This is a genomic window from Paucibacter hankyongi, from assembly GCF_037482915.1.
Taxonomy (GTDB): domain Bacteria; phylum Pseudomonadota; class Gammaproteobacteria; order Burkholderiales; family Burkholderiaceae_C; genus Paucibacter_A; species Paucibacter_A hankyongi.
In genome coordinates this window covers 306,076-331,661 of sequence record NZ_JBBHJX010000001.1, presented here as the reverse complement: position 1 = coordinate 331,661, position 25,586 = coordinate 306,076, and the positions used below count along the sequence as shown (strand labels likewise).

Below are 25,586 nucleotides of genomic sequence, written 5' to 3'. Positions count from 1 at the left end.
CTGGGCTGATTAGAAAAACGCTCGCGCCTCGCCCTACTTGCTGATGACCAGCTTGATGCCGAAGCCGACCAGGAATAGGCCCGCCAAACGGTTCAGCCAACGGCTGACGCGCGGATTGGCCCGCATGCGTTCGGCCAAGCGTTGGGTCAACAACACCATCGCCAATCCGTAGAGGAAGGTCAAGGCGGCAATCGTCAGCGCCATCGCCGCAAAAGTTGGCAAACCGAGGTGCCGCTTGGGATCAACAAAGAGTGGGAAGAACGCCATGTAGAACACGATCGCCTTCGGGTTCAACAGGGTGATCAACACGGTCTGGCGAAAAAACTGCTGCGGGCGCATCTTCAGCACCGGCGCGTCGCCCGGTTTGACCAACAGCATCTTGCACCCAAGCCAGGCCAGATAAGCCGCACCGAGCCACTGCACCGCATGGAATGCGCTCGGATAAGCCGTCAGCATTGCCGCCACACCGGCCACGGCCAACCACATCAGAACTTGGTCCCCGGCAATCACGCCCAGCGTTGCGGCCATGCCGCCGCGCAAGCCGCCCTTGCTGGTCGAGGTGATCAGGGCCAGGTTGCCTGGCCCCGGAATCATCAAAAACACGATGATGGCGAGAACGAAGGCGCTGTAATCCGCGATACCGAACATGACATCCCCTGACCAAGATTTGACGCGCCATCTTAGTGCGCAAGCCGCAGTTCAAGGGCCGAGCGGAATGAGCCGACGGGAAGCCAGACCCAGACGCCGAATTTTTGACCTGAGCGCCGACAAACAACTGTCCGACCGTCGCTTCAAGGTCGGCGCTAACGCCTTACTGCACCGTGCCGCTGCCGCCTACTTGCGTGTGATGCGCTGCGAATAACTGGCCCACATCAACGGCGTCATAACGATATTGCTGACCGCAGAACTCGCAGCCGATTTCCACATCGCCGCGCTCGGCCAAGACCGAATCGACCTCTTCGCGGCCCAGGCCCTTGAGCATCTGGCCCACGCGCTCGGGCGAACAGCTGCAAGCAAAGCGCGGCGTCTGCGGTTCGAAGCGGCGCACCGTTTCTTCCCAGAACAAGCGGCGCAACACGGTTTCGGCGTCCAGCCCCAGCAACTCATCAGCGGTCAAGGTTGAGGCCAGGATGCTGATGCGATTGAAAGCATCGGACAGACCGATCTCATCCTCATTGGCCGAGACCAGGCCACGGCCTTCCAAATTGGACTCGCCCTGCACCGGCAAGCGCTGGATCAGCAACCCGGCCGCGATCTCGTCGTTGGCGAACAAGACCATCTTGGTATCCAGCTGCTCGGACTGCAGCATGTAGTGCTCCAGCACCTCGGACAGCTTTTGCAGCGGCTCGCGGTGGTCACCATGCAAAGGCACCACCCCTTGGTAGGGCTGCTGGCCGGGCAAACGGTCCTTCGGGTCGAGCGTGATCGCGCAGCGGCCCTGGCCGTGCACATTCAACATTGCCTCCAGCTTGGCGCCCTCGGGCACCTCGCCGACCAGCTTGGCGGTGGCGCGGAAGCTCAAATCGGGCTGTACCTCGGCCACGGCCAGCTTGACCGGCCCGTCGCCAAAGACCTGCAAGATCAGCGCGCCGTTGAATTTGATGTTCGACTGCATCAACACCGCTGCTGCAGCCATCTCGCCCAGCAAAGCACGCAACTCGGGCGGATGCGCGCCAACCACCTCGCGACGCTTCAAGACCTCGCGCCAGCTGTCAGTCAAACGCACCAACATGCCGCGCACCGGCAGGCCTTCGAACAAAAATTTATGCAGTTCGCTCATGCAGAGCTTTCTTTCTTCTTCAGGCCTTGCGCATAGCGCCGACCGTTGTCGATGTAATGCAGCGCACTGGCCTTCAGGCCGATGATCTGCTCGGGACTCAATTCACGCACCACCTTGGCCGGGCTGCCAACGATCAGGCTGCCATCCGGGAACTCCTTGCCCTCTGTCACCAAAGCGCCGGCACCCACCAAGCAGTTGCGGCCAATGCGCGCACCATTCAAGACCACCGCGCCAATGCCAATCAAGGAATGATCACCCACGGTGCAGCCATGCAGCATGACCTTGTGGCCGACCGTCACGCCTTCGCCCAGAACCAGGGGAAAACCGTGATCTGCGTGCAAGACCGATCCGTCTTGAATATTGCTGCCCGCGCCTATGGTCAGTTGCTCGCTATCGCCCCGCAACACAGCCTGGAACCAGATCGACACATCGGCACCCAGGCTGACGCGCCCGATCACCTCAGCGCTCTCAGCCACCCAGGCCGAGTCGGCCACCTGGGGGCAATGCTCGTCCAACTGATAAACAGCCATATCGTCCCTTGTGCCTTGTTTGAGTCATTGGCCTTGCAACCAAAGGCGGGATTTTAGGCTGCCACCGGCAATGGCGCAGGAGGCTGATCGTGGGCATCGGGGCGAAGGCACAGGTCCTTGTTGATTCAAGGCTGCAGCGGTGACCCGCGACGGGTCAGTTTTTGGGTTTCACGGCTTAGTGCCCATAGCGGTCTTTCACCACGTACACCTCCTTCACCCTTGCCTTGCCGGTTCCTTGCGAAATCCAAACTAAAGCGATGTCCTTGACATTAGCGTTTATGTTTGTAATCATTGATGTAACTACAAATGTAATCGTTCATGCCAAATATTCCGACCGTTAGTGACGCTGAAAGCCATGTGATGGAACTGCTCTGGCAGCAAGCACCGCAAGCAGCGGAGGAGCTCGCCGCCACTCTGCTCAATAGTCAAGGATGGCAGGCCAGCACGACCAAGACCTTGATCAATCGCCTCCTGAAAAAGGGCGCAGTTTCAGCCGTACGCGACGGGCGAAGGTTCCTCTACTCGCCACAACTGGATCGCGATGCCTGGCTCAGCAGCAAGAGCATTTCTCTCATTGATCGTTTGTTCGGTGGGGGTCTAGCGCCACTTGTGGCGCAGTTTGCAGCGCAACGAAAACTCTCCAAGGCAGATATCGCGGCGCTCAAAGCATTGCTGAAGGAGCAAGAGGATGATTGAAAACCTTTTGCTTAAAGGTCTGCAGCAGGCGCTGATACTCAGTTTGGCTGTCATCCTGCTGCGAGCCGTACGCCCGGTGCTGCTTCGCCAAGGTGCTGACATCGTCTACGCAGGGTGGCTTTTGGTTCCCGCGCTCCTACTGACGCCAACTCTCCCACGGCCAAGCAGCGAGCCATTGCAGATCGTATGGGCCGCTGCTGATGGCACTGCTGCAACTGGCCTCACCGCGATGCCATCCATGCCGCATGTCAACAACATGTTGCCATGGCTGCTTGTATGGCTTACCGGCACCCTCGTCGTCCTTGCCCTGTGCGCTTGGCGACATTGGAGATTGATCCGACTCACTGAGCCGCTACCCGCCGGGTCCAGCCCCGCCCTTGTGGGCCTGCTGCGCCCACGTGTTGCCTTACCAGCGGACTTTGAACTGCGGTTTTCGCCCGAGGAGCGTGAACTCATCCTTGCACACGAAGCGGTACACCGGATGCGCTTGGATAACCTATGGAACCTGTTTGCTACCTTGTTGACCGCACTGCACTGGTGGAATCCATTGGCCTGGTGGGCAGTTCATCGAATGCGTGCAGACCAAGAGTTAGCTTGCGACGCTGCCGTGCTGCGTAAACAACCCAATTCCAAAGCAGCTTATATCCGTGCGCTCCTGGCCACCCATTCTTTCCAAAGTCGTGACACGCCGCTGGCAAGTCATTGGAGCTCAACCCACCCTCTCGTAGAAAGAATCACCATGCTGAAACATCACGAAGTGTCGCCACGTCGCCGTTTTGCCTTGTTGGGGTTAGGTTTGCTGAGTACCGTTGGACTGGCATGGGCAGCACAGACTGCGCCTGCCAACAATTCAAACGCGCAGCGGGCCTATATCCAGACTGAGATTCGCATCGGAGCGCATGTTTCAAATCCCGCACTTCTTGTGGAGCTGGGTGTTCCTGCCACCATCGGCATTGATCCTGGCGATGGTGGCGGTCACTGGGAAGTTCTTATGACTGTTACTCAACAATCCGACGGCCAACTGCGTGTTCGAACGGAGCGTAGTTTCGGTACCCCGGTGCAGAAGTTGGACGGCAATCACACACAAATTGGACTCCCGGGCATGTCGATGGTGTTGACCTTCCCGGCGCCAGACGGAGGACCTGATTTCGTGATGAAGAGGGTCGTCAAGCTGGTTCCCGTCGATTTCGTCCCGACCCAGCGATAGCGTCTAGAACCTTTGGCATGACGCCGTCGATTTAGACGCTAAGTGGCTGCTATTCGAGTTTGACTAGTAATTTTCTGAGTGTCTGCAACGGGCACGGAGCTGCCGTACATCACCCATTTGACGGCATGCGCAAGCTCGCTTCGTGAGCACATTTCGCCGGCAGCAACTCCACATCGAGATGACAGCGCCACCCGGTGCCCCAGCCCACAACGCGATAATCCCGCGCATGGAAATCCGCGCCGCTGCACTCGATATTCTTTGCCTCAAGGACCCCAGTACCAAGGCGCCAGCGGCGCGCGACTTGTACGAACTGGCACAGCAAGGCGGCACCAGCTTGGAAGTGGCTCGGCGGTTTGAACGGCCGGCGGAACTACCCGGGCGGCCCGAGCGGCCGCGCCTGCTGTCGGCGCTACAAGTGCCGAACCGTTCGCCGTTCACCCCCGAAGGCCGGGCTGCATTGCTGCATGCCATCGCGCATATTGAGTTCAATGCGATCAACCTGGCCCTCGACGCGGTTTGGCGTTTCCCCGATATGCCGGCGGCGTTTTATATGGACTGGCTCCAGGTGGCGGCCGAAGAGGCATTTCATTTCGATCTTTTGCACCAGCACCTGCAAGACAGTCTGGGCCGCTGCTACGGTGACTTTGACGCCCATGACGGTCTGTGGACCATGGCCGAGCGCACTGCCGGCGATGTGCTGGCGCGCATGGCCTTGGTGCCGCGCACGCTGGAAGCGCGCGGGCTGGACGCCACTCCGCCTTTGCAGGCCAAGTTGGCTCGCGCCGGCGATCACAAAGCGGTCGAGATTCTGGACGTCATCCTTCGTGACGAGGTCGGCCATGTGTTGATTGGCAATCGCTGGTATGCCTATCTCTGTCAACAGCAAGGTCTGAACCCGATCGCGCTTTACCCCGAACTGGTCCAGCGCTATGAGGCGCCAAAACTGAGGCCGCCCTTCAATGTGCAAGCGCGTGAGGCGGCGGGCTTCAGTGCGGAGGAATTGGCGTATTTGCAGGCTTGGTCACAAGCTTGAGCCGACAGGCCGGCCGGCAAGGTGGTGTCGGCAGGTCGCGGCAGGAGCAACATGCTCGATAATTGAGGGTTTTTACGCATCGGGCTCCGCCCGTGTTACCGAGATCCCTTGCCCATGAGCCGCATTCGCGCCAATCTGCTGTTGATCTTTATTGCCGTGATTTGGGGCTCTGCTTTTGTGGCCCAAAGCCATGGCATGGAGCACCTGGGGCCGATGGCCTTCACCGGCATTCGGTTTCTGATTGGCGCCCTGGTGGTGGCGCCCTTGATGTGGCGCGAGTGGCAAGAGTTGAAGAGCAAGGACCGGCCGCTGCGCCGTGTGGACGGCGCCAAAATCGCCGGCCTGGGCAGCCTCTTGCTGATGGGCGCGGCGATGCAGCAGATCGGCATCGTCAGCACCACTGTGACCAATGCTGGTTTCTTGACCGCGCTGTATGTACCGCTGGTGCCGGTGTTGGGCTGGCTGCTGTGGCGCCATCTGCCGCACTGGTCGGTCTGGCCCGGTGCGCTGGCTTGCTTGGTCGGCGCCTATTTGTTGTCCGGCGCCCAGTCGCTGAGCATTGGCAAGGGCGATCTTTGGGTGATCTTGTCTGCCCTGCCCTGGGCTTTCCATGTGGTGCTGGTGGGCCGGGTGGCCGATCGCATGGCGGCGCCCTTCTTGGTGGCCGGCGGCCAGTTTGCGGTTTGCGGCGTTTTGGCCCTGGCTTGGGCCTTGCTGAATGAGCCGGTCAGCGCCGCCGCCCTGCAAGCGGCAGCCGGGCCGCTGATCTATACCGGTGTGTTCTCGGTCGGCGTTGCCTTCACCGCGCAGGTGGTGGCTCAGCGCTACGCCCATGCGGCCGATGCGGCCATCATCTTGTCCTCCGAAACCCTGTTCGCGGCGCTGTTTGGTTACTTCTTAATGGGCGATCGTTTGAGCCCTGCCGGGCTGCTGGGCTGTACGCTGATCTTCGCCAGCATGATGTTGATACAACTGATCCCCATGATTTCCATGCTGCAAAAGAGCATTAATTCACGGATTTTGCAAAACTAGGGTATTCCCTGATTTTTGTCATAGGGTTTTCACTAATCTCTGTGACACTCACGGTCGTGATGCAGCAATTGATGCATCGAACGGCCTGAGCCAAGTGGATGTTTTGCTTTCCCTCGGGCCCCTTCAGAACAACGAACAACTCATCTGAAAGAGACCCGAAATGTTTGCACTGTCCAACTTCATCGCCACTTCGCAACACTATTTCGTGGCACCGATGCCCGCCGAAGCCGGCTTGGCCATGCCCAAGACGTCTTTCGGCCGCCAGGCACTGAGCTCGAAAGGCGAAGAGTGGGTGATGGCCGCCGCCTTCACCTTGGCTTGGCTGACTTCCTTGACCGCTGTTGTTGCCGCCGCCTGATCGGCATCAAAAAAAACTGGGCCTGAAAAAATCTCAGGTCCAAGCTTGCTCAGAGATTGAAGGCCGTGGTCCTCTTGATCGTGCGCAGCACCAGCATTGAATTGGATCGGGCTACCTCGGGCAGTTGCATCAAGACATCGGTGTGGAAGCGCTCCAGGTCTTCCGCGTCTTTGTAGGCGAAGCGGATCACATAGTCGTTGGTGCCGGCCACATAGAAGCAATCCAGAATGTCTGGGCTGTCGCGCACCGCCTGCTCAAAGGACGCCAAGGCTGCGGTCGTCATCCGCTCCAGGTTGATGATGGTGTAGCTGGTGCCCTGCTTGCCCACCGCCTTCGGATTCAGCAAGGCCACGTACTGGGCGATCACCCCGGCCTCCTCCAAGTGCTTCACACGCCGCAGGCAGGCCGAGGGCGACAGATGCACCCTTTGCGCCAGCTCGATATTGGGCAGGCGGCCATCGCGCTGCAACTCGTTCAAGATGTTGCGATCGATCGCATCCAATTGCACTTCAGAACTCATATTTCGAATTATTCGCCGATATTTACATCAATTATCGCAGCGGATTGCAAAACCTCGGGTTTACATCCCGCTAAAGCGCTCGCACATTGCGTCGCCGCTTGACTAGACTGTTAGGCAGAACAGGGGCGGAACTATCGCGCCCCTTTGGCCCGATCAGATCTAGGAGTACCCGCCCATGTCCAGCCCCCGTGACGCTTACTGGATGCCGTTCACAGCGAACCGCCAGTTCAAGAAGTCGCCCCGCCTGATTACCGGTGCCGACGGCATGCATTTCCGCGATGACCAGGGCCGCCAGGTGCTGGACGGTATCGCGGGCCTGTGGTGCGTCAATGCCGGCCACAACCGCCCACGCATTGTTGAAGCGATTCAAAAGCAGGCCGCCGAGTTGGACTTTGCGCCGCCCTTCCAGATGGCGCACCCGAAGGCCTTCGAATTGGCCGAGCGCCTGGTTGCGCTGGCGCCGGCCGGGCTGGGCAAGGCCTTTTTCACCAACTCCGGCTCAGAGTCGGTGGACACGGCGCTGAAGATGGCTATCGCCTACCACCGCGTCCGCGGCGAAGGCGCGCGCACCCGTTTGATTGGCCGTGAGCGCGGCTATCACGGCGTCAATTTCGGAGGCATCTCGGTCGGTGGCATGGTCGGCAACCGCAAGATGTTTGGCCAGATGCTCGGCGGCGTGGACCATATTCGCCACACCCATGAACCAGCCCGCAATGCCTTCTCGGTCGGACAGCCGGCCCATGGGGCCGAGTTCGCCAACGATCTGGAAAACCTCATCGCCCTGCACGACGCCTCCACCATAGCCGCGGTGATTGTGGAACCGGTGGCCGGCTCAACCGGGGTATTGATTCCGCCGCAAGGCTATCTGCAGCGCCTGCGCGAGATTTGCGACAAGCACGGCATCCTGCTGATTTTTGATGAGGTCATCACCGGCTTTGGCCGCACCGGCAATCCCTTTGGCGCGCAGACCTTCGGCGTCACACCCGACCTGATGACGGTGGCCAAGGGCCTGACCAATGGTTGCGTGCCGATGGGCGCCGTGCTGGCCAAGGACTTCATCTACGACGCCTTCATGCAAGGGCCCGAACACCTGATCGAGTTCTTCCACGGCTACACCTATTCGGCCCACCCGCTGGCCTGCGCCGCCGCCTTGGGCACGCTGGACACCTATGCCGAGGAAGGCCTGCTGACTCGCGCCACCGAGATGGAAACCTATTTTGCTGAGGCCCTGCACTCGCTGAAGGGCGCGCCGAACGTGATCGACATCCGCAATATCGGCCTGGTTGGCGGTGTCGAGCTGGCGCCGCTGCCAGGTGAGGCAGGCAAGCGTGCCTTCTCGGTGTTTTTGGACTGCTGGGAAAAAGGTGTGTTGATCCGCACCACCGGCGACACCATCGCCCTGAGCCCCCCGCTGATCATCGAGCGCGAGCATATCGACCAAATCATCGACACCGTGCGCGGCGCCTTGCAACGCGCAGCCTGAACGGAACCCGCGACGGCAAACCCAGCCCACTCTCCCACTGCTCCTCTCATCAGCAACACCCACGGGATGACCCAGCTGCTCAATACCGATCGCAGATTGGCCCAAGACAGCTATTACGCGGCCAGCGCCCCACGCACCCAGCACCATGAGGCATTGGCCGGCGACGTCCACTGCGATGTGGCCATCGTCGGCGCCGGCCTCGCAGGGTTGTCCGCAGCGATCGAGTTGGCCGAGCGGGGCTTTGATGTGGTGCTGCTGGAGGCCGGGGAAGTCGGCGGCGGAGCCTCCGGCCGCAACGGAGGACAGGCGCTGGCCGGGCTCGCCTGTGAACAGGGCGAGATCGAGGCGCAGTTGGGCGCCGACGAGGCGCGGCGCATCTGGGCCATGAGCCTGGAGGCCATCGAGTTGATCAAGCAGCGCAGTCAACGTTTTGCGATTGACTGCGAATGGCAAGACGGTTTCCTCAGCCTCGCCACCAGCGCACGCAAGGCCCGCGCCTTGCAAGCCTGGCATGCGCAGATGGCCCAGCACTATGGCCATACCCAGCAATGGCTCAGCAAGGCCGAGATGCAGGATTGGATCGCCAGCGAGCGTTTTCATGCCGGCGTGTACGACCCGGCATCCGGCCATTTGCACCCGCTGAAGTACTGCCTGGGTTTGGCCGCCGCGGCAACGCGGCTGAAGGTGCGTATCTTTGAGCACAGCGCGGTGCGCGGCCTGCAGCGGCGGGGCGAAACGCTGACCCTGACTTGCGCCGCGGCGCCGGGTGCAAGTACAGCCACAGGCGCTAACTCAGATCCAAGCACAGAGACATCCATCGGCCGCGTCACGGCGCGGCAATTGCTGCTGGCCGGCAACGTCTATCTGCCGGAGATTGCCCCGCAACTGGCCCCGCAACTGAGCGCACGCATCATGCCGGTTGGCACCTATATCGCCTGCTCCGAAGCCTTGCCGCGGCAGCGGCTGGAAGCGCTGATCCCGTCAAGAGCGGCCGTTTGCGATACCAACTTTGTGCTCGACTACTTCCGGCCCACCGCAGACCAGCGCCTGCTCTTCGGCGGCCGCGTCAGCTACAGCACCCTGTCGCCGCGCGACCTCAAGGCCAGCATGCGTGCCCGCATGTTGCAGTGTTTCCCGCAGCTGCAAGATGTGCAGATGCAATACGGCTGGGGCGGCTTTGTCGACATCTCGATGAACCGGGCGCCCGACTTCGGCCGCTTGGCGGAACATAAAAACGTCTATTACCTGCAAGGCTTCTCCGGCCACGGACTGGCGCTCACCGGCCTGGCCGGCAAGCTGGTGGCCGAAGCCATGGCGGGCGACGCCAGCCGCTTCGACACCTTTGCCCGCCTCAAGCACCACCCCTTCCCTGGTGGCCGCCTGCTGCGCACGCCGGCCCTGGTGCTGGGCATGGCTTACTATCGACTGAGGGATATGTTGTGAGCCTGCCCATGCCAGAAGCTAACGTCACAGTCACCGCCACCACCCCTGGCACCGCAGCCAGCCAGCGCAAGCCGGTCGTGCTGGTACCGGCCTGCAACCGCCCGGTCGGCGAGCACCCCTTCCATATTGCCGGCAAAAAATACATCGATGCGGTGCGCCTGGCCGGTTGCTTGCCGCTGATCGTGCCCTCGAGCACACCGCAGGAACTGGAAGAACTGCTGGCGCTGGCCGACGGCGTGCTGCTGACCGGCTCCCCCTCCAATGTGCACCCCAGTCATTTCGACGAAGCGGTGCACAACCCCGCCCTGCCGCTCGACCCCGAACGCGACGCCTGGACGCTGGCCCTGGTGCCCAAGGCGCTGACGCTGGGCATGCCGCTGTTCGCCATCTGCCGCGGTTTTCAAGAGGCCAATGTGGCGCTGGGCGGCTCGCTGCATCAGGCCGTGCAAGAGCAAGCCGGGCTGAACGACCACCGTGCGCCTGAGGGCCAAGCGCCGGAGCAGCAATACGCCGATCAACACCGGGTGCAGGTACTGCCCGGCGGCCTCCTGGCCGAACTGCTGGGGCGCGATGGCTTCGCCGTCAATTCCCTGCATGGTCAAGGCGTGAAGCAGTTAGCACCGGGCCTGCGCATCGAAGCGGTGGCCGAAGACGGTCTGGTCGAAGCCTTCTCGCACGCACCGTCCGCCGGCTTCAATCTCTGCGTGCAGTGGCATCCGGAATGGCGGGCAGCCAGCAACCCGGTTTCGATGGCCTTGCTGAAGGCCTTCGGTCAGGCCTGCCAAGACTACCAAGCTGCCAAGCAGCGATTGATCCCGGAGACCTAGCGCCCAGCGCCCACTGAATTCGGTCTCAAGAACTTAGCTTCAAGGTGAATCTCGATGGTGAACAGAACGCAATTTACTTTCAGCGAATTGGAACAGTGGTTGCAGCAGCAAAGGGTGACCGAAATCGAATGCCTGGTGCCCGACCTGACCGGGGTGGCGCGCGGCAAGATCTTGCCGCGCCAAAAGTTCACCGAGGACCGCGGCATGCGCCTGCCCGAGGCGGTGGTGGCGATGGGAGTGACCGGCGAATTCCCTGAGGAAGGGCCTTACTACGACGTCATCAGCCCGAACGACCGCGATATGCATCTGCGCGCCGACCCGACCACCGCGCGCTTGGTACCCTGGGCGATTGACCCGACGGCACAGATCATCCACGACTGTTTTGATCGCAATGGCGACTTGGTGCCGTTTGCACCGCGCTCGGTGCTGCGCCGGGTTTGTGGTCTGTTTGAGGCCGAAGGCTGGGAGCCGGTGGTGGCGCCGGAGTTGGAGTTTTATCTGGTGGCCCGCAACAGCGACCCCGACATGCCGCTGAAGCCGCCGATCGGCCGCTCGGGTCGGGCCGAAACCTCGCGCCAGGCCTACTCAATCGATGCGGTGAATGAGTTCGACCCCCTCTTCGAAGATGTCTACGACTACTGCGAAAAGATGGAGCTGAACGTCGACACGCTGATTCACGAGGTGGGCGCCGGGCAGATGGAGATCAACTTCTTCCACGCCCATCCGATGGGCCTGGCGGATGAGGTTTTTTTCTTCAAACGCACGGTGCGTGAGGCGGCCCTGCGCCACGATATGTTTGCCACCTTCATGGCCAAGCCGATTGCCGGTGAGCCCGGCAGCGCCATGCACATCCACCAGAGCGTCATCAACAAAAAGACCGGCCGCAACCTGTTCAGCAATGAGGATGGCTCACCCAGCCAGGAATTCTTCTGGTACATCGGCGGCCTGCAAAAGTACATCCCCGCCGCCATGGCGCTGTTTGCGCCCTATGTGAACAGCTACCGGCGCCTGGCCCGTTTTACCGCCGCGCCCATCAACATCCAATGGGGCACCGACAACCGCACCGTCGGCATCCGCTCACCGCTGGCCGAACCCAGCGCCCGACGGATCGAGAACCGCGTGATTGGCGCCGACGCCAACCCCTATGTGGCGCTGGCCGCCACACTGGCCTGCGGCTATCTGGGCATCAAGAACAAAGTCGAGCCCTCGCCCGAATGCAAGGGTGACGCCTATTTGGGCGACTTCCAATTGCCGCGCAGCCTCGGCGAGGCGCTCAATCTGCTGCGGGCCGAGAAAGACCTGGCGGCGGTGCTGGGCGAATCCTTTGTCACCGTCTATTCGGAGATCAAGGAAATCGAATACGCGGAATTCATGAAGGTGATTTCGCCCTGGGAGCGCGAGCATCTGCTGCTGCACGTCTGACAAAAAAACGAGGACCCGTCATGAGCACCACCACACGTAGCACCCAGGCCTGGCAGGCCGCAGATGCCAGCCACTTCCTGCACCCGTTCACCGACTTCCAGGGCCTGGCGAAAAAAGGCTCGCGCATCATCACCCGTGCCGAAAACATCTACCTCTGGGACAGCGAGGGGCACAAGATCCTCGACGGCATGAGCGGCCTGTGGTGCGTCAACATCGGCTATGGCGAGCAAAGCCTGATCGACGCAGCCACACGGCAAATGAAGGAACTGCCCTTCTACAACGCCTTCTTCCAGACCGCCACGATGCCGGCAATCGAGTTGGCCGAATTGCTGGCCGAGCTGAGCCCGCCCGGCTTTGAGCATGTGTTCTTCACCAGTTCAGGCTCGGAAGGTAACGACACCATTGTGCGGATGGTGCGGCGCTACTGGGATCTGCAAGGCCAGCCCGAGCGGCAGGTCATCATTGGCCGCCACAACGGCTATCACGGCTCCACCATGGCCGGCGCATCCTTGGGCGGCATGAGCGGCATGCACGCACAAGGTGGTCTGCCGATTCCCAATATCAGCCATATCGAGCAGCCGCATTGGTTCGAACTGGGCCAGGACATGAGCCGGGAGGACTTCGGCATCAAGGCGGCACGCTGGCTGGAAGACAAGATCCTGGCCCTGGGCGCCAACCGGGTGGCCGCCTTCATCGGTGAGCCGATTCAAGGCGCCGGCGGCGTGATCGTGCCCCCGTCCACCTATTGGCCGGAAATTCAACGTATCTGCGACAAATACGGCATCCTGCTGGTCAGCGATGAGGTGATCTGCGGATTTGGCCGCACCGGCCGTTGGTTTGGCTGCGAAACCATGGGCTTCAAGCCCGACTTGATCACCTTCGCCAAGGGCGTGACCTCGGGCTATATCCCGCTCGGCGGCGTTCTGGTCGGAGAACGGGTGGCCAAGGTCTTGATTGAGCAAGGCGGCGAGTTCAACCACGGCTTCACCTACTCGGGCCACCCGACCGCCTGCGCGGTGGCCTTGGCCAATTTAAAGCTGCTGCGCGAGCGCAGAATCGTCGAGCAGGTGCGCGAGGACATCGGCCCCTATCTGGCGCAGCGCGTGGCCGAGCTGAACGATCACCCCTTGGTCGGCGAAACCCAGACTTGCGGCATGTTGGCGGCCGTGCAGTTGGTGAAGCACAAGGCCGCGGAACACCAGCGTGCGGAGGTCTTCGACCCGGCGCTCGAGGTCGGCATGATGTGTCGCGCCCATTGTTTCGGCAATGGCTTGATCATGCGGGCCGTGGGCGACCGCATGATCGTGGCGCCCCCTCTGGTGATGACGCGGCCGCAGATCGACGAAATGGTGGCCTTGATCCGCCGCTGCCTGGATCTGACGCAGGAGGAGTTGATGCGTCGAGGCTTGCGGTAAGCAAGGCCGTCTGGGCTAGGCCTTCGGTGTCGCGCTCGCCACAACCGCGGGTTTCGGCGTATGGGCGCCAGCCCAGCAAACCCTAGACTGTTTGCAGATTTCGCATCCAACTTCCTGGCTTCTTTTTGAGAGGAAACCTTTCATGAACTTGAACGCTTTGCGTGACTTTGGCAAGCCTTGTGGCGCGCTCCTCGGCTCACTGGCTTCGGCCGCTTTGCTGGTTTCAGCGGGCTGCCTGTTGAGCCCCAGCGCCCAAGCACAGGAAGAGGAAAAAATCCTCAACGTCTACAACTGGTCCGACTACATCGCCGAAGACACGATCAAGAACTTTGAGAAAGAAACCGGCATCAAGGTCCGCTACGACATCTTCGACAACAACGAGATCGTGCATGCCAAGCTGGTGGCGGGCAAGACCGGCTACGACGTGGTTGTGCCCTCGAGCTACTGGGCCAAGCTGCAGGCCGACGGCGGCTTGCTGCGCAAGATCGACAAGAGCCAGATCCCCAATTACAAAAACCTCGATCCCGATGTACAGGCCCAACTGGCCAAGCTTGACCCGGGCAATGAGTTCTTCGTCAACTGGCTGTGGGGCTACACCACGGTCGGCATCAATGTCGACAAGGTCAAGGCGGCGCTGGGCGGCATGCCGATGCCCGACAACGCCTGGGACCTGCTCTTCAAGCCCGAGTACATCTCCAAGCTGAAGAGCTGCGGTGTCAGCTTCCTCGACTCGGCCACCGAGGTGGTGCCCACCGCCCTGCATTACCTGGGCAAGCCGCCCTACACCAAAAACATCGGAGACTTTGCTGCGGTGCCGGCCCTGCTGAAGGCCATCCGCCCGCACATCACCTTGTTCAGTTCCTCGGGTTATATCAATGACCTGGCGAACGGCTCCATCTGCGTGGCCCTGGGCTACTCGGGCGACATCAATATCGCCCGCCAACGCGCTATCGACGGCAAGACCGGCCAAAAGATCGAGGCCATGATTCCCAAGACCGGCGGCATCATCTTCATGGATGTGATGGTGATCCCAGCTGACGCGCCGCGCCCCGGCAATGCGCACAAATTCATCAACTACATTCTGCGTCCCGAGGTACATGCCGGCCTGACCAACAAGGTCTTCTATGCCAACCCGAACAAGGAGGCCAAGAAGTTCGTCAAGCCCGAGGTGGCCAGCAATCCGAGCGTCTTCCTGAGCGAAGCCGATATGAAGCGCATGGCCGCGCCGGACTCGATCAACAACGACATCCGACGCCAGATGACCCGCATCTACACCTCGTTCAAAACGGGGCTGTGAGCCGGCTCTGAACATGACCCGCCGCGCCAACCACCTCCACATGCAAGCCCGCCGATGAGCAGCAACTACCTACAAATCGACAATGTGGTGAAGGACTTCGGCGGCGGCGCGGTCGCGGTGGACCGCGTCTCCATCGATATTGCCAAGGGCGAGATCTTTGCGCTGCTGGGTTCCTCCGGCTGCGGCAAGACCACCCTGCTGCGCATGTTGGCCGGCTTCGAGACCCCAAGCAGCGGCCGCATTGTCTTGAACGGCCAGGACCTGGCGGGCCTGCCGCCCTACGCGCGGCCGATCAATATGATGTTCCAGAGCTATGCGCTGTTTCCGCACCTGACGGTCTGGGACAACATCGCCTTTGGCCTGCGCCGTGACGGCTTGCCCAAGGACCAAATCGCCAGCCAGGTCGAGGCCATGTTGAAGCTGGTGCAACTGAGCAAATTTGCCCAGCGCAAACCGCACCAACTGTCTGGCGGCCAGCAGCAACGCGTGGCGCTGGCGCGCAGCTTGGCCAAGAAGCCGCAATTGCTGCTGCTCGATGAGCCGCTCGGCGCGCTGGACAAAAAGCTGCGCGAGCAAACCCAGATCGAGTTGGTCAACATCATCGAGAGCGTCGGCGTCACCTGCGTCATGGTCACGCACGACCAGGAAGAAGCGATGACCATGGCCACGCGCATCGCGGTGATGAGCGAAGGCCGCATCCTGCAGGTCGGCGCACCGGCCGAGATTTACGAAACGCCGGCCACCCGCTTCGTGGCCGACTTCATCGGCAACGTCAATCTGATGGAAGGCACCCTCAGCGTCGATGAACCCGACCATGTGGTGATTGATTGTGCCGACTGTCGGCATTACGTCGGACACGGCATCACCGGCACGGCGGGCATGGCCGTCAGCGTGGCGCTGCGGCCCGAGAAGATCCGCCTCTCGACCGACAAGCCCGAGGGCGAGTTCAACCAGGTGCGCGCCAAGGTACGCGAGTTGTCCTATTTCGGCGCCTTCACCGTCTATCACCTGCAGATGCCCAGCGGGCAGATGGTCAAGGTCAGCGAGAGCAACCTGGCGCGTTACCGTGCGGATCCCCTGACCTGGGACCAAGAGGTCTGGGCCTCTTGGTCGCCCAGCTCCCAAGTCGTGCTGACCCTCTGAAGCAGGCCCGATTCGCATGCGCTCCCCCCTATCCCTTTTAGCGCGCCTGTTCTCGGGCCGCAATGCGGTGATCGCGCTGCCCTACGGCTGGTTGCTGCTGTTTTTTGCCCTGCCGTTTCTGATCGTCTTGAAGATCAGCGTCTCGGAAATGGAGACGGTCCATTTCAAGGACCTGATCAGTTATGCAGACGGCGTCTGGCGCTTGGCCATCAAGACCAGCAACTATGTCTTCATCACCGAGGACGATCTCTATATCAAGGCCTATCTGGCCAGCCTCAAGTACGCGGCCATCACCACCGCCGGTTGCCTGCTGATCGGCTACCCCTTTGCCTACTTCATGGCGCGCGCCAAGGCGTCGCTGCAGCCGGTCTTGCTGATGCTGGTGATGCTGCCCTTTTGGACCAGCTTTTTGCTACGGGTCTATGCCTGGAAGGGCCTCTTGGGTGAGCATGGCTGGGTGGCCGAGGCCATCGAGGCGCTTGGACTGGATCAGCTGCTGCTGGCGGCCGGCATGATCCCGGCGCTGGGCAAGCTGCTCAACACGCCCTTCTCCTTGGTGGTTGGCATGGTCTACACCTACCTGCCCTTCATGGTCTTGCCACTCTATGCCAACTTGGCCAAGATGGATCTGCGCCTGCTGGAAGCGGCCAGCGATTTGGGCGCTACGCCCTGGCTGGCCTTTTGGCGCATCACCGTGCCGCTCTCTAAGGCCGGCATCATTGCCGGCTCGATGTTGGTCTTCATTCCCTGCGTCGGTGAGTTCGTCATCCCCGAACTGCTGGGCGGCCCGCAAACCTTGATGATTGGCCGCGTCTTGTGGGACGAGTTCTTCAGCAATAACGACTGGCCGATGGCTTCGGCGGTGGCCGCGGTGATGGTGCTCTTGATCATCGTGCCGCTGGCCTTGTTCAACAAATACCAGGCCGAAAGCCAGGGCGACCGCGCCGACCGGCCAGGAGGCAGGCCATGAAGCGCGCACTGCTCGGCCCCAAGGCCGCACGCTGGTTTGGACTCGGCTGGATGCTGCTGGCCTTTGCCTTCCTCTACCTGCCCATCCTGACCCTGGTTCTTTACTCTTTCAATGACTCGAAGCTGCCCTCGATTTGGGGTGGCTTCACCCTCAAGTGGTATGCCGCGCTGAGCAGCGACACCGAGTTGCTGAACGGTTTGAAGCTGTCGTTGGAGATTGCCTTTGCCACCGCCAGCGCCTCGGTGCTGCTCGGCTGCTTCGCCGCCTTTGCGCTGGTGAAGTACAAGCGTTTCACCGGCCGTACTTTGTTCGCCGGCATGATCAATGCCCCGCTGGTGATGCCGGAGGTGATCGTTGGTCTGTCGCTGCTGCTGATGTTGGTGTCGATGCAGCGGGCGCTGGGTTTCCCCGAGCGCGGCATGCTGACGATCTGGTTCGGCCACCTGCTGCTGGGAATGGCCTACGCCACCGTGGTGATACAGGCCCGGCTGAGCGAATTGAACCCGCAGCTCGAAGAGGCCGCCATGAACCTGGGCGCACGCCCACACCAGGTGTTCTATCTGGTGACCCTGCCGATGATTTCGCAGTCCATGCTGTCGGCTTGGCTCTTGACCTTCTCGCTGTCGCTGGACGATGTGGTGCTGTCCGCCTTTCTCTCGGGGCCGGGTTCGACCACTCTGCCCTTGGTGATTTTTTCGCGTGCCCGTCTCGGCGTCAGCCCCAGCATCAATGCAGTGGCCACCGTCATCATCGTGATCGTCGCGATTGGCGTGGTGCTGGCCAGTTACTTGATTGCCAGAGCCGAACGGCGCCGCAGTGCGGAAATGGCCGCGGCCATGCGCGGCGCCTCCTGATTGAAGCCAAGACTCAGATTCCCCCTTCTCCTATCAATCCCCTATCCGCCCCTACCAGCACCTTAGAAAAAAGGAAGACGCCCTTGAAACATCCATTCACGCTCGCTGCGCTGACGATTGCTCTTGCCTCGGCCTTCCCTGGGGTCGCCCTGGCTCAGTCCAATGATGAAGTGCTGAAAGAACTGCGCGCGCTGCGCGAACGCGTCAATCAGCTGGAAGAAAAACTCAAGGCGGCCGAGGCCAAGCCGGCCGCCACCACGCCGCAATGGGGCATGACGCCACAACAAGTGCAAGACTTCAACCGCATCGCGATGAAGACCGAGGCGCTTGAGGACGCAACCGAGGCGCTGGGCACCAAGAACCTGAAGATCAGCGGCTTCATTGACCCGACCTTCCTCTACAACCGCGCCCAGGATACCGCCGGCTTCCAGCTCCTTAACAAGGACGCCTACGCCTACGACAACGGCTATTTCGGCATGGCCTTGATCGACTTCCAAAAAGAAATGGACGGCGGCACCAAATGGCGCCTGACCCTGGCGCCCGAGCGTGGCACCGGCTCGGTCTTCAACGGCGGCTCCATCGTGCATGAGGCTTCGGTGAACATCCCGTTGACCGACTTGCAAACCCGCCTTTGGGTGGGGCAGATCCCCGACTGGACTGGCTACGAGCTGACGCTCTCTCCGGTCAACAAGCTGATCACCCATAACCTCTTGTTTGATTACACCGCGCCCACCGCGTACACCGGCGCTGTGCTGGATCTGACCATGGGCAAGTGGATGGTCAAGGCCGGCCTGGCCAACGTCAACAACGCGCGCAAGAGCAGCGGCAACACCAGCCCGGCCCTGATCTACCGGGTTGACTACGCCAAGGGCGAGTTCCAGGGCTTTGGCTTCAGCGGTCTGCATGGCAAGGCCTACAACTACGCCGCCGACGCGCTCCTGGCCGAGGGCGAGCGCCCGCGCGACAGCCGCGTTGATCTGCTGGAGGCCGATGCCTACTTCATCCGCGGCGACCTGACCCTGCAAGGCCAAGTCAGCTGGGGCCGGCAGACCGGCAGCGCCATCTTCCACGACGATGGTCAGTTGCGCGATGCCACCTGGACCGGCGTGTCCGCCCTGGCAGCCTACAAATTCATCCCGCGCTGGGAAGCGGTGGCGCGATTCGACTACCTGAACAACAGCAAGAACGGCGGCGGCTTGTTTGGCTATAGCGACAACGACAGCCGCAATGGCCTGGGGCGTGGCAATGGCTTCAGCTGGGACGAAGCCAACCCAGACCCGAGCGCAGCATCCAAGGGCGCTGACCGTTATGCCTTGACCTTCGGCGTGAACTATCTGTTCAACCAATACACGATCTTCAAGCTGGAATACCGCCTCGACGCGGCCAACCAGGCCGTGTTCTTGAACCGCGCAGACAATAGCTGGAGCAAACGCAACCACCTGCTGGGCACCTCGATGGTGGTCAGCTTCTAAGGTCCTGATGTATGAGTGACAGCCCCAAGAACAGCATCGACTGGCAGGCGCGTGCCAAGTCCCTGAAGATCGACGGCCGCCCGGTGATCGGCGGGCGCCGTGTCAACACGGCGGACGGCCTGCAGTTCGATTGCATTTCACCGCTGGATGGTCGCAGTCTCGGCATGGTGTCGCGCGGCCAAACCGCCGATGTGGACGCGGCCGTGCTGAGCGCCCGCACCGCCTTTGCTGATGGACGCTGGTCCGGGCGCTCACCGGCGCAGCGCAAGCGCGTGCTGCAAAACTTTGCCGACAAGATCCTCAAGGCCAAAGAGGAACTGGCCCTGCTGGAAACGCTGGACATGGGCAAGCCGATTCAGTATTCGCTTGGTGTCGATGTGCCCTCGACGGCCCGCTGCATCGCCTGGTATGCCGAGGCCATTGACAAGGTCTATGACGAGATTGCCCCCACCGGCCGCAATGCCCTGGCCCTGATCCAGCGCGAGGCGATGGGCGTGATCGGCGCCATCGTGCCCTGGAACTATCCGATGATCATGGCCGCCTGGAAGCTCGGGCCGGCCCTGGCCGCGGGCAACTCGGTGGTCTTAAAGCCGAGTGAAAAGTCACCGCTGACGGCGCTGCGCCTGGCCGAGTTGGCGCTGGAGGCCGGCTTGCCAGATGGTGTTTTCAATGTGGTGCCTGGCTTTGGCCATGAGGCCGGTGAAGCCTTGGCCTTGCACATGGATGTCGATGCGGTCGGTTTCACCGGCTCCACCCGGGTCGGCCGCAAGATGTTGGAGTACGCCGGGCGCTCCAATCTGAAACGTGTCTACAACGAGCTGGGCGGCAAGTCGGCCTTTCTGGTCTTCCCGGACTTCGACGACCTCCAACGCGCCGCGCAGACCGTGGCCGGCAGCATGTTCTTCAACCAGGGTGAGTCCTGCAATGCGCCATCGCGCGTGCTGGTGCACGAGAGCATCGCCGACGAATTTGTGGCCCTGCTTGCCGCCGAGACGCCCAGTTATCAAGCCGGTGATCCGCTGGACCCAGGCACGGTGATGGGCGCCCTGGTGGACGCCGGCCAACTCGGCACGGTGATGGGCTATATCGCCTCGGGCCAAAGCGAAGGCGCCCAGGCGGTCGCTGGCGGGCAGCAGACCCGCATCGACAGCGGCGGCTACTTTGTCCAGCCAACTGTGTTTGACGGCGTGACGCCGCAGATGAAGATCGCCCGCGAGGAAATCTTCGGCCCGGTGATGAGCGTGCTGCGCTTCAAGGATGAGGCCGAGGCGGTGCGCATCGCCAATGACAGCCCTTACGGCTTGCAAGCCAGCGTCTGGAGCAATCACATCGACCGGGCCCACCGGGTCGCGCGCGCACTGCGCGCCGGCACCGTGCATGTGAACCAGTACGATGAAGATGACCTCACCGTACCCTTTGGGGGTTACAAGCAAAGCGGCAACGGGCGCGACAAGTCGCTGCATGCCTTTGACAAGTACACCGAACTGAAGACCACCTGGCTGCGCATCAACAACTAAGGCATCGCTGAACAAGGCCTTGCCGCCCCGCGCTGCAAGGCCTTGTTGACTCGGCTAGAGTGCAGACCATGCGTATCGATTTCGTTTCCGACGTTTCCTGTCCCTGGTGTGCCATTGGCCTCAAGTCGCTGGAGCAGGCTCTTGAACGCCTGCCCGACTTGCAAGTCGAACTGCACTTCCAGCCCTTTGAGCTGAACCCGCAAATGGTGCCCGAGGGCGAAGAGATCAACGCCCATCTGGCGCGCAAATATGGCGCCGCACCAGCCCAACTGGAGCAGACCCGTGAAGCGATCCGCCAGCGCGGCGCCGAGCTGGGTTTTACTTTCACCAAGGGCGCCCGGGACCGCATCTACAACACCTTTGATGCGCATCGCCTGCTGCACTGGGCCGAGCTGCAAGGCGGCCACTTCCAACGCGACTTGAAACTGGCCTTGCTGAAAGCCTATTTCACCGAGGGGCAAAACCCCGGCTCGCACGAGGTGCTGCTGGCCGCTGCCGTACAAGTTGGCCTGGATGCGCAAGCCGCCGCCGAGGTCTTGGCCTCGAATCAATTTGCGGATGAGGTCCGCCAAGCCGAGAGCTTCTGGCAGGCCCAGGGCATTCAATCGGTGCCGGCCATCATCATCAACAAGCGACACCTGATTTCCGGTGGCCAGCCCCCCGAAGTGTTCGAACAGGCGCTGCGGCAAATCGCCGCTGCAAGCTGAGCCTGAGAGGCCTGCAAGGCTGCCGGCCATCTACACTTGCTGCAGGCTTCTGGGCGCACACCTTCACGGCAAGATCCAATATGACCGACTGGGCACAACACGGCAGTTATTCCTTGAGCTGGCAAGGCGACGTTCTTTTGGCCCGGTATGGCGGCACCTGGAACGAGATTGCCTCGCGCAATCTGCATCAAGAAGCGCGCGAATTGTGGGCCCAGCGCGGCCTGCAGTCCGACGGCAGGGCCAAGCCTTGGGGGCTCTTGAGCGACGCCTTGGATTGGGAAGGCGGCACGCCCGAGGCCTTGGACTTGTGGTGGAAGTTTTTTGAGGATGGCGTTCGCCACGGCATGGTGGCGGTCACCGATGTGCTGCCCACGCAATTCCACGAAGCCATGGTCAAGGCACTGGCCGACCGCGCCGGGCAATTGGCTCGTTACCAACTGAGCGCGTCCGTTGATGAGGGCCTGGCCTGGCTGGCAGAGCAAGGCCTGCAGAGCAACAGTGACGCGGCCGAATGAGCCCCTCTGCCCAAATTCCAACTGGCCAAGCTGGCCACGCAGACCGGCTCGCGCAGTGGCTGGAGGATGAGGCGCGCGTGCGCCAAACGGTGCAGTCCCGCAGCGGTATCGCATCGCCCGAGCAAGTGCGTGGCCTGACGGGTTTGCAGGTGATGCAGGCGATGTTGGCCGGCGACTTGCCGCCGCCACCGATTGCCGAAACCTTGGACTTCGGTTTGATCTCGGTGGCGCATGGCGAGGCGGTCTTCCAGGGCCGCCCCTTGCGACGCCACTACAACCCCTTGGGCGGCGTACACGGGGGTTGGTTCGCAACGCTGCTGGACTCTGCCCTGGGCTGCGCGGTGCATACCGCCTTGCCGGCGGGCCGGGGCTACACCACGCTTGAGTTCAAGGTCAATCTGGTGCGAGGCCTGAGCGATCAAGTGCCTCTGGTGCGCGCGATTGGCAAGGTCGTGCATGTGGGCAAACAAGTGGCTACCGCCGAGGCCGATTTGCTCGGCCATGACGGGCGCCTCTACGCCCACGCCAGCACTACCTGCCTGGTGTTTGAATTGCCCGCCTAGCAGCGGCCCTGCAAGGTATGCAGGAGCCTGCGCGGCTCCTCCGCTACAAGCGACAACTCAGCGCTTGATCGCAGCCGCCTCGGCGGCCAAACGGGTGATAAGGGCCCAGTCGCCGGCATCTACCGCGTCTTGCGGCGTCAACCAAGAGCCGCCGCAGACCTTCACATTCGGCAGACTCAGGAACTGCGGCGCGGTTTCAAGGCTGATGCCACCGGTGGGGCAAAACGCCACATCGGGGAAGGGGCCACTCAAGGCCTTCAGCAAATTGATGCCGCCCACGGCCACGGCGGGGAACAGCTTCAAGAAGCCATAGCCCGCTGCATTCGCCTGCATCACCTCGCTGGCAGTCGACACGCCGGGCAACAGCGGCAGCCCATGCTGCTGGCAGGCCGCGCCAATTTCCTCGGTGAAACCAGGGCTGACGCCGAACTGACAGCCGGCGTTCTTGGCGGCCTGCACATCGGCCGCGGTACGCAAGGTGCCCGCACCCACAATCGCCTCGGGCACGGCGCGCGCCATCGCTTCCATGGCCTGCAAGGCGCAGGCGGTGCGCAGCGTCACCTCCAAAACGCGCACGCCACCGGCCACCAGCGCTTGTGCCAGCGGCACCGCATCTTCCAGTCGCTGGATCACGATGACAGGGATGACGGGGCCATGGCTGGCCAAGCTGAGGGTGTTGATCATGGAGAGTTCTTTGAGTGAGGATTGAAGCGAAATAGTCGAGGTGCCAAGCCGGCGCTCAGAGCCAGCTGACGGCGCCTTCTTCGGCGCTCTTCACATTGCGGCGCAGGCCGGTAAACAAGTCGCGACCCAAGCCGTGGCCGTTCTCATCCACTTGCTCCGGGCTGATCTGCGCCAGTTCACGGGCTGCCCATTCGGACGCCGGCACCAGGGCCAGCAACTCGCCGCTGACCGCGTCCATGCGAACGATGTCGCCATCACGCAGCTTGGCCAAGGGGCCACCGGCCAAGGCCTCGGGCGAGACATGAATCGCGGCCGGCACCTTGCCGGAGGCGCCGCTCATGCGGCCATCGGTCACCAAGGCCACCTTGAAGCCCTTGCCTTGCAAGACGGCCAAGGGTGGCGTCAGCTTGTGCAACTCGGGCATGCCATTCGCCTGTGGGCCTTGGAAGCGCACCACGACCACCACATCGCGCTCCAACTCACCGGCCTTGAAGGCCGCCAGCATTGACTCTTGATCGCTGAAGATACGCGCCGGCGCTTCGACGATATGACGATCTTCCGGCACGGCCGAGGTCTTGATGACCGCGCGGCCCAGATTGCCGTCCAGCAGCTTCAGACCACCACTGCTGCTGAAAGGCGCTGAGGCCTTGCGCACCACGGTGTCATCGCCGCTCTCAGGGGCCAGGTCTTGCCATTGCACCGCGCCGCCCTCGCCGAGGCTGGGCAAACGGCCAAAGGGGCGCAGCGAATCACCGGCCACGCTCAAGACGTCGGCATGCATCAAGCCGGCGTCCAAAAGCTCGCGGATCACGAAAGCCGGGCCGCCCGCGGCCTGGAATTGGTTCACATCGGCCGAACCATTCGGGTAGACGCGACTCAGCAAAGGCACCACGGCCGACAACTCAGAGAAATCGGTCCAATCAATCAAGATGCCGGCCGAACGTGCCACCGCCACCCAGTGAATCAGGTGATTGGTCGAGCCACCGGTGGCCAACAAGGCCACCATCGCATTGACGATGCAGCGCTCGTCCACCAAGCGGCCGATCGGGGTGTAACGCGTCTTGTGAGTGATGGCCAAAGCATTGCGCACCGCCTCGCGGGTCAGCGCCTCGCGCAGCGGGTCATGCGGGTGCACAAAGGCTGCACCCGGCACATGCAGGCCCATGGCCTCCAGCAGCATTTGATTGCTGTTGGCGGTGCCGTAGAAGGTGCAGGTGCCGGCGCCATGGTAGGCGGCAGACTCGGCCTTCAACAATTCTTCGCGGCCAACCTTGCCCTGCGCAAACAGCTCGCGCACCTTGGCTTTTTCGTTGTTCGGCAAGCCGCTGCTCATCGGCCCTGCGGGCACAAAGATACAAGGCAGGTGGCCAAAATGCAGGGCACCAATCAACAGGCCCGGCACAATCTTGTCGCAGATGCCCAGCAGCAGCGCCGCGTCGAACACATCGTGGCTCAGGCCAATGGCCGTGCTCATCGCGATGTTGTCGCGCGAGAACAGGCTCAACTCCATGCCCGGCAGGCCCTGCGTCACGCCATCGCACATGGCCGGCACGCCACCGGCCACCTGCACGGTTGCACCTTGCTTATGGGCCTCGTCGCGAATCAGCGCCGGGTAGACCTCATAAGGCTGGTGCGCCGACAACATATCGTTGTAAGCGGTGATGATGGCCAGGTGCGGCGCCTTCTCGGCCACGATGCGCAGCTTGTCATTGACCGGCATGGCCGCCACCGCATGCGCCACATTGGCGCAACCCATGCGTTCAACACCACGCTTGCGGCCGCCCATACGGTCAAGCCGCTCCAGATAAGCGTCGCGGGAGGCGGCACTGCGCAGGCGAATCCGTTCGGTGACAGCAACTAGGGTCTTGTTCATACGCTCGGCCGTGTAACTCGGCGGGGTGAAAGTTGGTAACCATATTACAAGATTAGTCGCCCTTGCGGGTTACATCAGGGGTACAAAGCACGCAACTTCCAGCCGTGCCGCCGCTGACACGACTTGCCGGTTCGCCTACAGGGACCGCAAGAGTAGGCCCCGTGTCATGCCCCACAATGCCAAGCTCAAATCCGCCCGCTACCGCCCCGCCCGCCCCGCCCGCCCCTGCCCGCCCCTGCCCGCCC

Annotated in this window: 25 protein-coding genes; 19 read left to right on the top strand and 6 right to left on the bottom strand. The window is 61.9% G+C overall.

The genetic code is table 11. From position 1 onward, the window contains the following. Nucleotides 1–33: 33 nt before the first annotated feature. The 3 genes from WG899_RS01465 to WG899_RS01455 all read right to left on the bottom strand — a co-directional run bounded on the left by WG899_RS01465 (nt 34) and on the right by WG899_RS01455 (nt 2,310). Nucleotides 34–648: a LysE family translocator gene (locus WG899_RS01465; protein WP_339593841.1), complete on the bottom strand. Its 615-nt coding sequence runs from the start codon at nt 646–648 to the stop codon at nt 34–36. A 163-nt stretch (nt 649–811) separates the two neighbouring features. Then, a complete protein-coding gene (gene hslO / locus WG899_RS01460) occupies nt 812–1,780 on the bottom strand; it encodes an Hsp33 family molecular chaperone HslO (RefSeq protein ID WP_339593840.1) in 969 nt (322 codons plus the stop codon). Continuing rightward, on the bottom strand, nt 1,777–2,310 hold the full coding sequence (locus WG899_RS01455; RefSeq protein ID WP_339593839.1) for a gamma carbonic anhydrase family protein: 534 nt from the start codon (nt 2,308–2,310) through the stop codon (nt 1,777–1,779). Before WG899_RS01455 ends, hslO begins: the two co-directional genes overlap by 4 nt. Before the next feature lie 318 nt (nt 2,311–2,628). Between WG899_RS01455 and WG899_RS01450 the strand changes: the two genes are divergently transcribed. The 5 genes from WG899_RS01450 to WG899_RS01430 all read left to right on the top strand — a co-directional run bounded on the left by WG899_RS01450 (nt 2,629) and on the right by WG899_RS01430 (nt 6,636). Next, nucleotides 2,629–3,006: a BlaI/MecI/CopY family transcriptional regulator gene (locus WG899_RS01450; RefSeq protein WP_339593838.1), complete on the top strand. Its 378-nt coding sequence runs from the start codon at nt 2,629–2,631 to the stop codon at nt 3,004–3,006. Then, complete coding sequence (locus WG899_RS01445) at nt 2,999–4,213, top strand: M56 family metallopeptidase (RefSeq protein WP_339593837.1); 1,215 nt, start codon at nt 2,999–3,001, stop codon at nt 4,211–4,213. The genes WG899_RS01450 and WG899_RS01445 overlap by 8 nt, the downstream gene beginning before the upstream one ends. Nucleotides 4,214–4,439: 226 nt before the next feature. Further along, nucleotides 4,440–5,246 carry a ferritin-like domain-containing protein gene (locus tag WG899_RS01440; RefSeq protein ID WP_339594213.1) on the top strand — a complete coding sequence of 269 codons (807 nt, stop codon included), beginning with the start codon at nt 4,440–4,442 and terminating at the stop codon, nt 5,244–5,246. Between the two features lie 114 nt (nt 5,247–5,360). After that, on the top strand, nt 5,361–6,278 hold the full coding sequence (locus tag WG899_RS01435) for a DMT family transporter (protein WP_339593836.1): 918 nt from the start codon (nt 5,361–5,363) through the stop codon (nt 6,276–6,278). Between the two features lie 160 nt (nt 6,279–6,438). Continuing rightward, nucleotides 6,439–6,636, top strand: a complete 198-nt coding sequence (locus WG899_RS01430; RefSeq protein ID WP_339593835.1) for a hypothetical protein — start codon at nt 6,439–6,441, stop codon at nt 6,634–6,636. Nucleotides 6,637–6,685: 49 nt separating this feature from the next. Here the strand turns inward: WG899_RS01430 and WG899_RS01425 are convergent, their stop codons facing one another. Continuing rightward, the gene (locus tag WG899_RS01425; protein WP_339593834.1) at nt 6,686–7,156 is read right to left on the bottom strand and encodes an Lrp/AsnC family transcriptional regulator; all 471 of its coding nucleotides are present in this window, start codon (nt 7,154–7,156) and stop codon (nt 6,686–6,688) included. A 175-nt stretch (nt 7,157–7,331) separates the two neighbouring features. Between WG899_RS01425 and aptA the strand changes: the two genes are divergently transcribed. From aptA to WG899_RS01355, 14 genes are all read left to right on the top strand, one after another. Then, nucleotides 7,332–8,639, top strand: coding sequence for an omega-aminotransferase AptA (gene aptA / locus WG899_RS01420; RefSeq protein WP_339593833.1), 1,308 nt, complete (start codon nt 7,332–7,334; stop codon nt 8,637–8,639). A gap of 66 nt (nt 8,640–8,705) precedes the next feature. Continuing rightward, nucleotides 8,706–10,082, top strand: coding sequence for an NAD(P)/FAD-dependent oxidoreductase (locus WG899_RS01415; protein WP_339593832.1), 1,377 nt, complete (start codon nt 8,706–8,708; stop codon nt 10,080–10,082). Nucleotides 10,083–10,090: 8 nt separating this feature from the next. Then, complete coding sequence (locus WG899_RS01410; protein WP_339593831.1) at nt 10,091–10,909, top strand: gamma-glutamyl-gamma-aminobutyrate hydrolase family protein; 819 nt, start codon at nt 10,091–10,093, stop codon at nt 10,907–10,909. Between the two features lie 54 nt (nt 10,910–10,963). Beyond that, nucleotides 10,964–12,331 (top strand): glutamine synthetase family protein, encoded by a 1,368-nt coding sequence (locus WG899_RS01405; RefSeq protein WP_339593830.1) that lies wholly within the window; start codon nt 10,964–10,966, stop codon nt 12,329–12,331. Between the two features lie 20 nt (nt 12,332–12,351). Beyond that, the gene (locus tag WG899_RS01400; protein ID WP_339593829.1) at nt 12,352–13,746 is read left to right on the top strand and encodes an aspartate aminotransferase family protein; all 1,395 of its coding nucleotides are present in this window, start codon (nt 12,352–12,354) and stop codon (nt 13,744–13,746) included. 142 nt (nt 13,747–13,888) lie between these two features. Beyond that, the gene (locus tag WG899_RS01395; RefSeq protein ID WP_339593828.1) at nt 13,889–15,043 is read left to right on the top strand and encodes a polyamine ABC transporter substrate-binding protein; all 1,155 of its coding nucleotides are present in this window, start codon (nt 13,889–13,891) and stop codon (nt 15,041–15,043) included. Nucleotides 15,044–15,097: 54 nt separating this feature from the next. Then, nucleotides 15,098–16,186: an ABC transporter ATP-binding protein gene (locus tag WG899_RS01390; RefSeq protein ID WP_339593827.1), complete on the top strand. Its 1,089-nt coding sequence runs from the start codon at nt 15,098–15,100 to the stop codon at nt 16,184–16,186. Nucleotides 16,187–16,202: 16 nt separating this feature from the next. Then, nucleotides 16,203–17,156 (top strand): ABC transporter permease subunit, encoded by a 954-nt coding sequence (locus tag WG899_RS01385; protein ID WP_339593826.1) that lies wholly within the window; start codon nt 16,203–16,205, stop codon nt 17,154–17,156. After that, nucleotides 17,153–18,010 carry an ABC transporter permease subunit gene (locus WG899_RS01380; protein ID WP_339593825.1) on the top strand — a complete coding sequence of 286 codons (858 nt, stop codon included), beginning with the start codon at nt 17,153–17,155 and terminating at the stop codon, nt 18,008–18,010. Before WG899_RS01385 ends, WG899_RS01380 begins: the two co-directional genes overlap by 4 nt. An 83-nt stretch (nt 18,011–18,093) precedes the next feature. Next, nucleotides 18,094–19,482: a DUF3138 family protein gene (locus tag WG899_RS01375; protein ID WP_339593824.1), complete on the top strand. Its 1,389-nt coding sequence runs from the start codon at nt 18,094–18,096 to the stop codon at nt 19,480–19,482. Nucleotides 19,483–19,493: 11 nt separating this feature from the next. Beyond that, entirely contained in the window at nt 19,494–20,999 is a 1,506-nt protein-coding gene (locus WG899_RS01370; RefSeq protein WP_339593823.1) for an aldehyde dehydrogenase, read from the top strand. A 68-nt stretch (nt 21,000–21,067) separates the two neighbouring features. After that, nucleotides 21,068–21,706 (top strand): DsbA family oxidoreductase, encoded by a 639-nt coding sequence (locus WG899_RS01365; protein ID WP_339593822.1) that lies wholly within the window; start codon nt 21,068–21,070, stop codon nt 21,704–21,706. Nucleotides 21,707–21,786: 80 nt separating this feature from the next. Beyond that, nucleotides 21,787–22,221 (top strand): hypothetical protein, encoded by a 435-nt coding sequence (locus WG899_RS01360; protein WP_339593821.1) that lies wholly within the window; start codon nt 21,787–21,789, stop codon nt 22,219–22,221. Next, nucleotides 22,218–22,784, top strand: coding sequence for a PaaI family thioesterase (locus WG899_RS01355; protein ID WP_339593820.1), 567 nt, complete (start codon nt 22,218–22,220; stop codon nt 22,782–22,784). Before WG899_RS01360 ends, WG899_RS01355 begins: the two co-directional genes overlap by 4 nt. 57 nt (nt 22,785–22,841) lie before the next feature. On the opposite strand, the gene WG899_RS01350 is transcribed toward WG899_RS01355, so the two are convergent. Together WG899_RS01350 and edd are read right to left on the bottom strand one after the other, a co-directional pair. Beyond that, the gene (locus WG899_RS01350) at nt 22,842–23,468 is read right to left on the bottom strand and encodes a bifunctional 4-hydroxy-2-oxoglutarate aldolase/2-dehydro-3-deoxy-phosphogluconate aldolase (RefSeq protein WP_339593819.1); all 627 of its coding nucleotides are present in this window, start codon (nt 23,466–23,468) and stop codon (nt 22,842–22,844) included. A 55-nt stretch (nt 23,469–23,523) separates the two neighbouring features. Beyond that, nucleotides 23,524–25,341 (bottom strand): phosphogluconate dehydratase, encoded by a 1,818-nt coding sequence (edd, locus tag WG899_RS01345; protein ID WP_339593818.1) that lies wholly within the window; start codon nt 25,339–25,341, stop codon nt 23,524–23,526. Nucleotides 25,342–25,586: the final 245 nt, after the last annotated feature.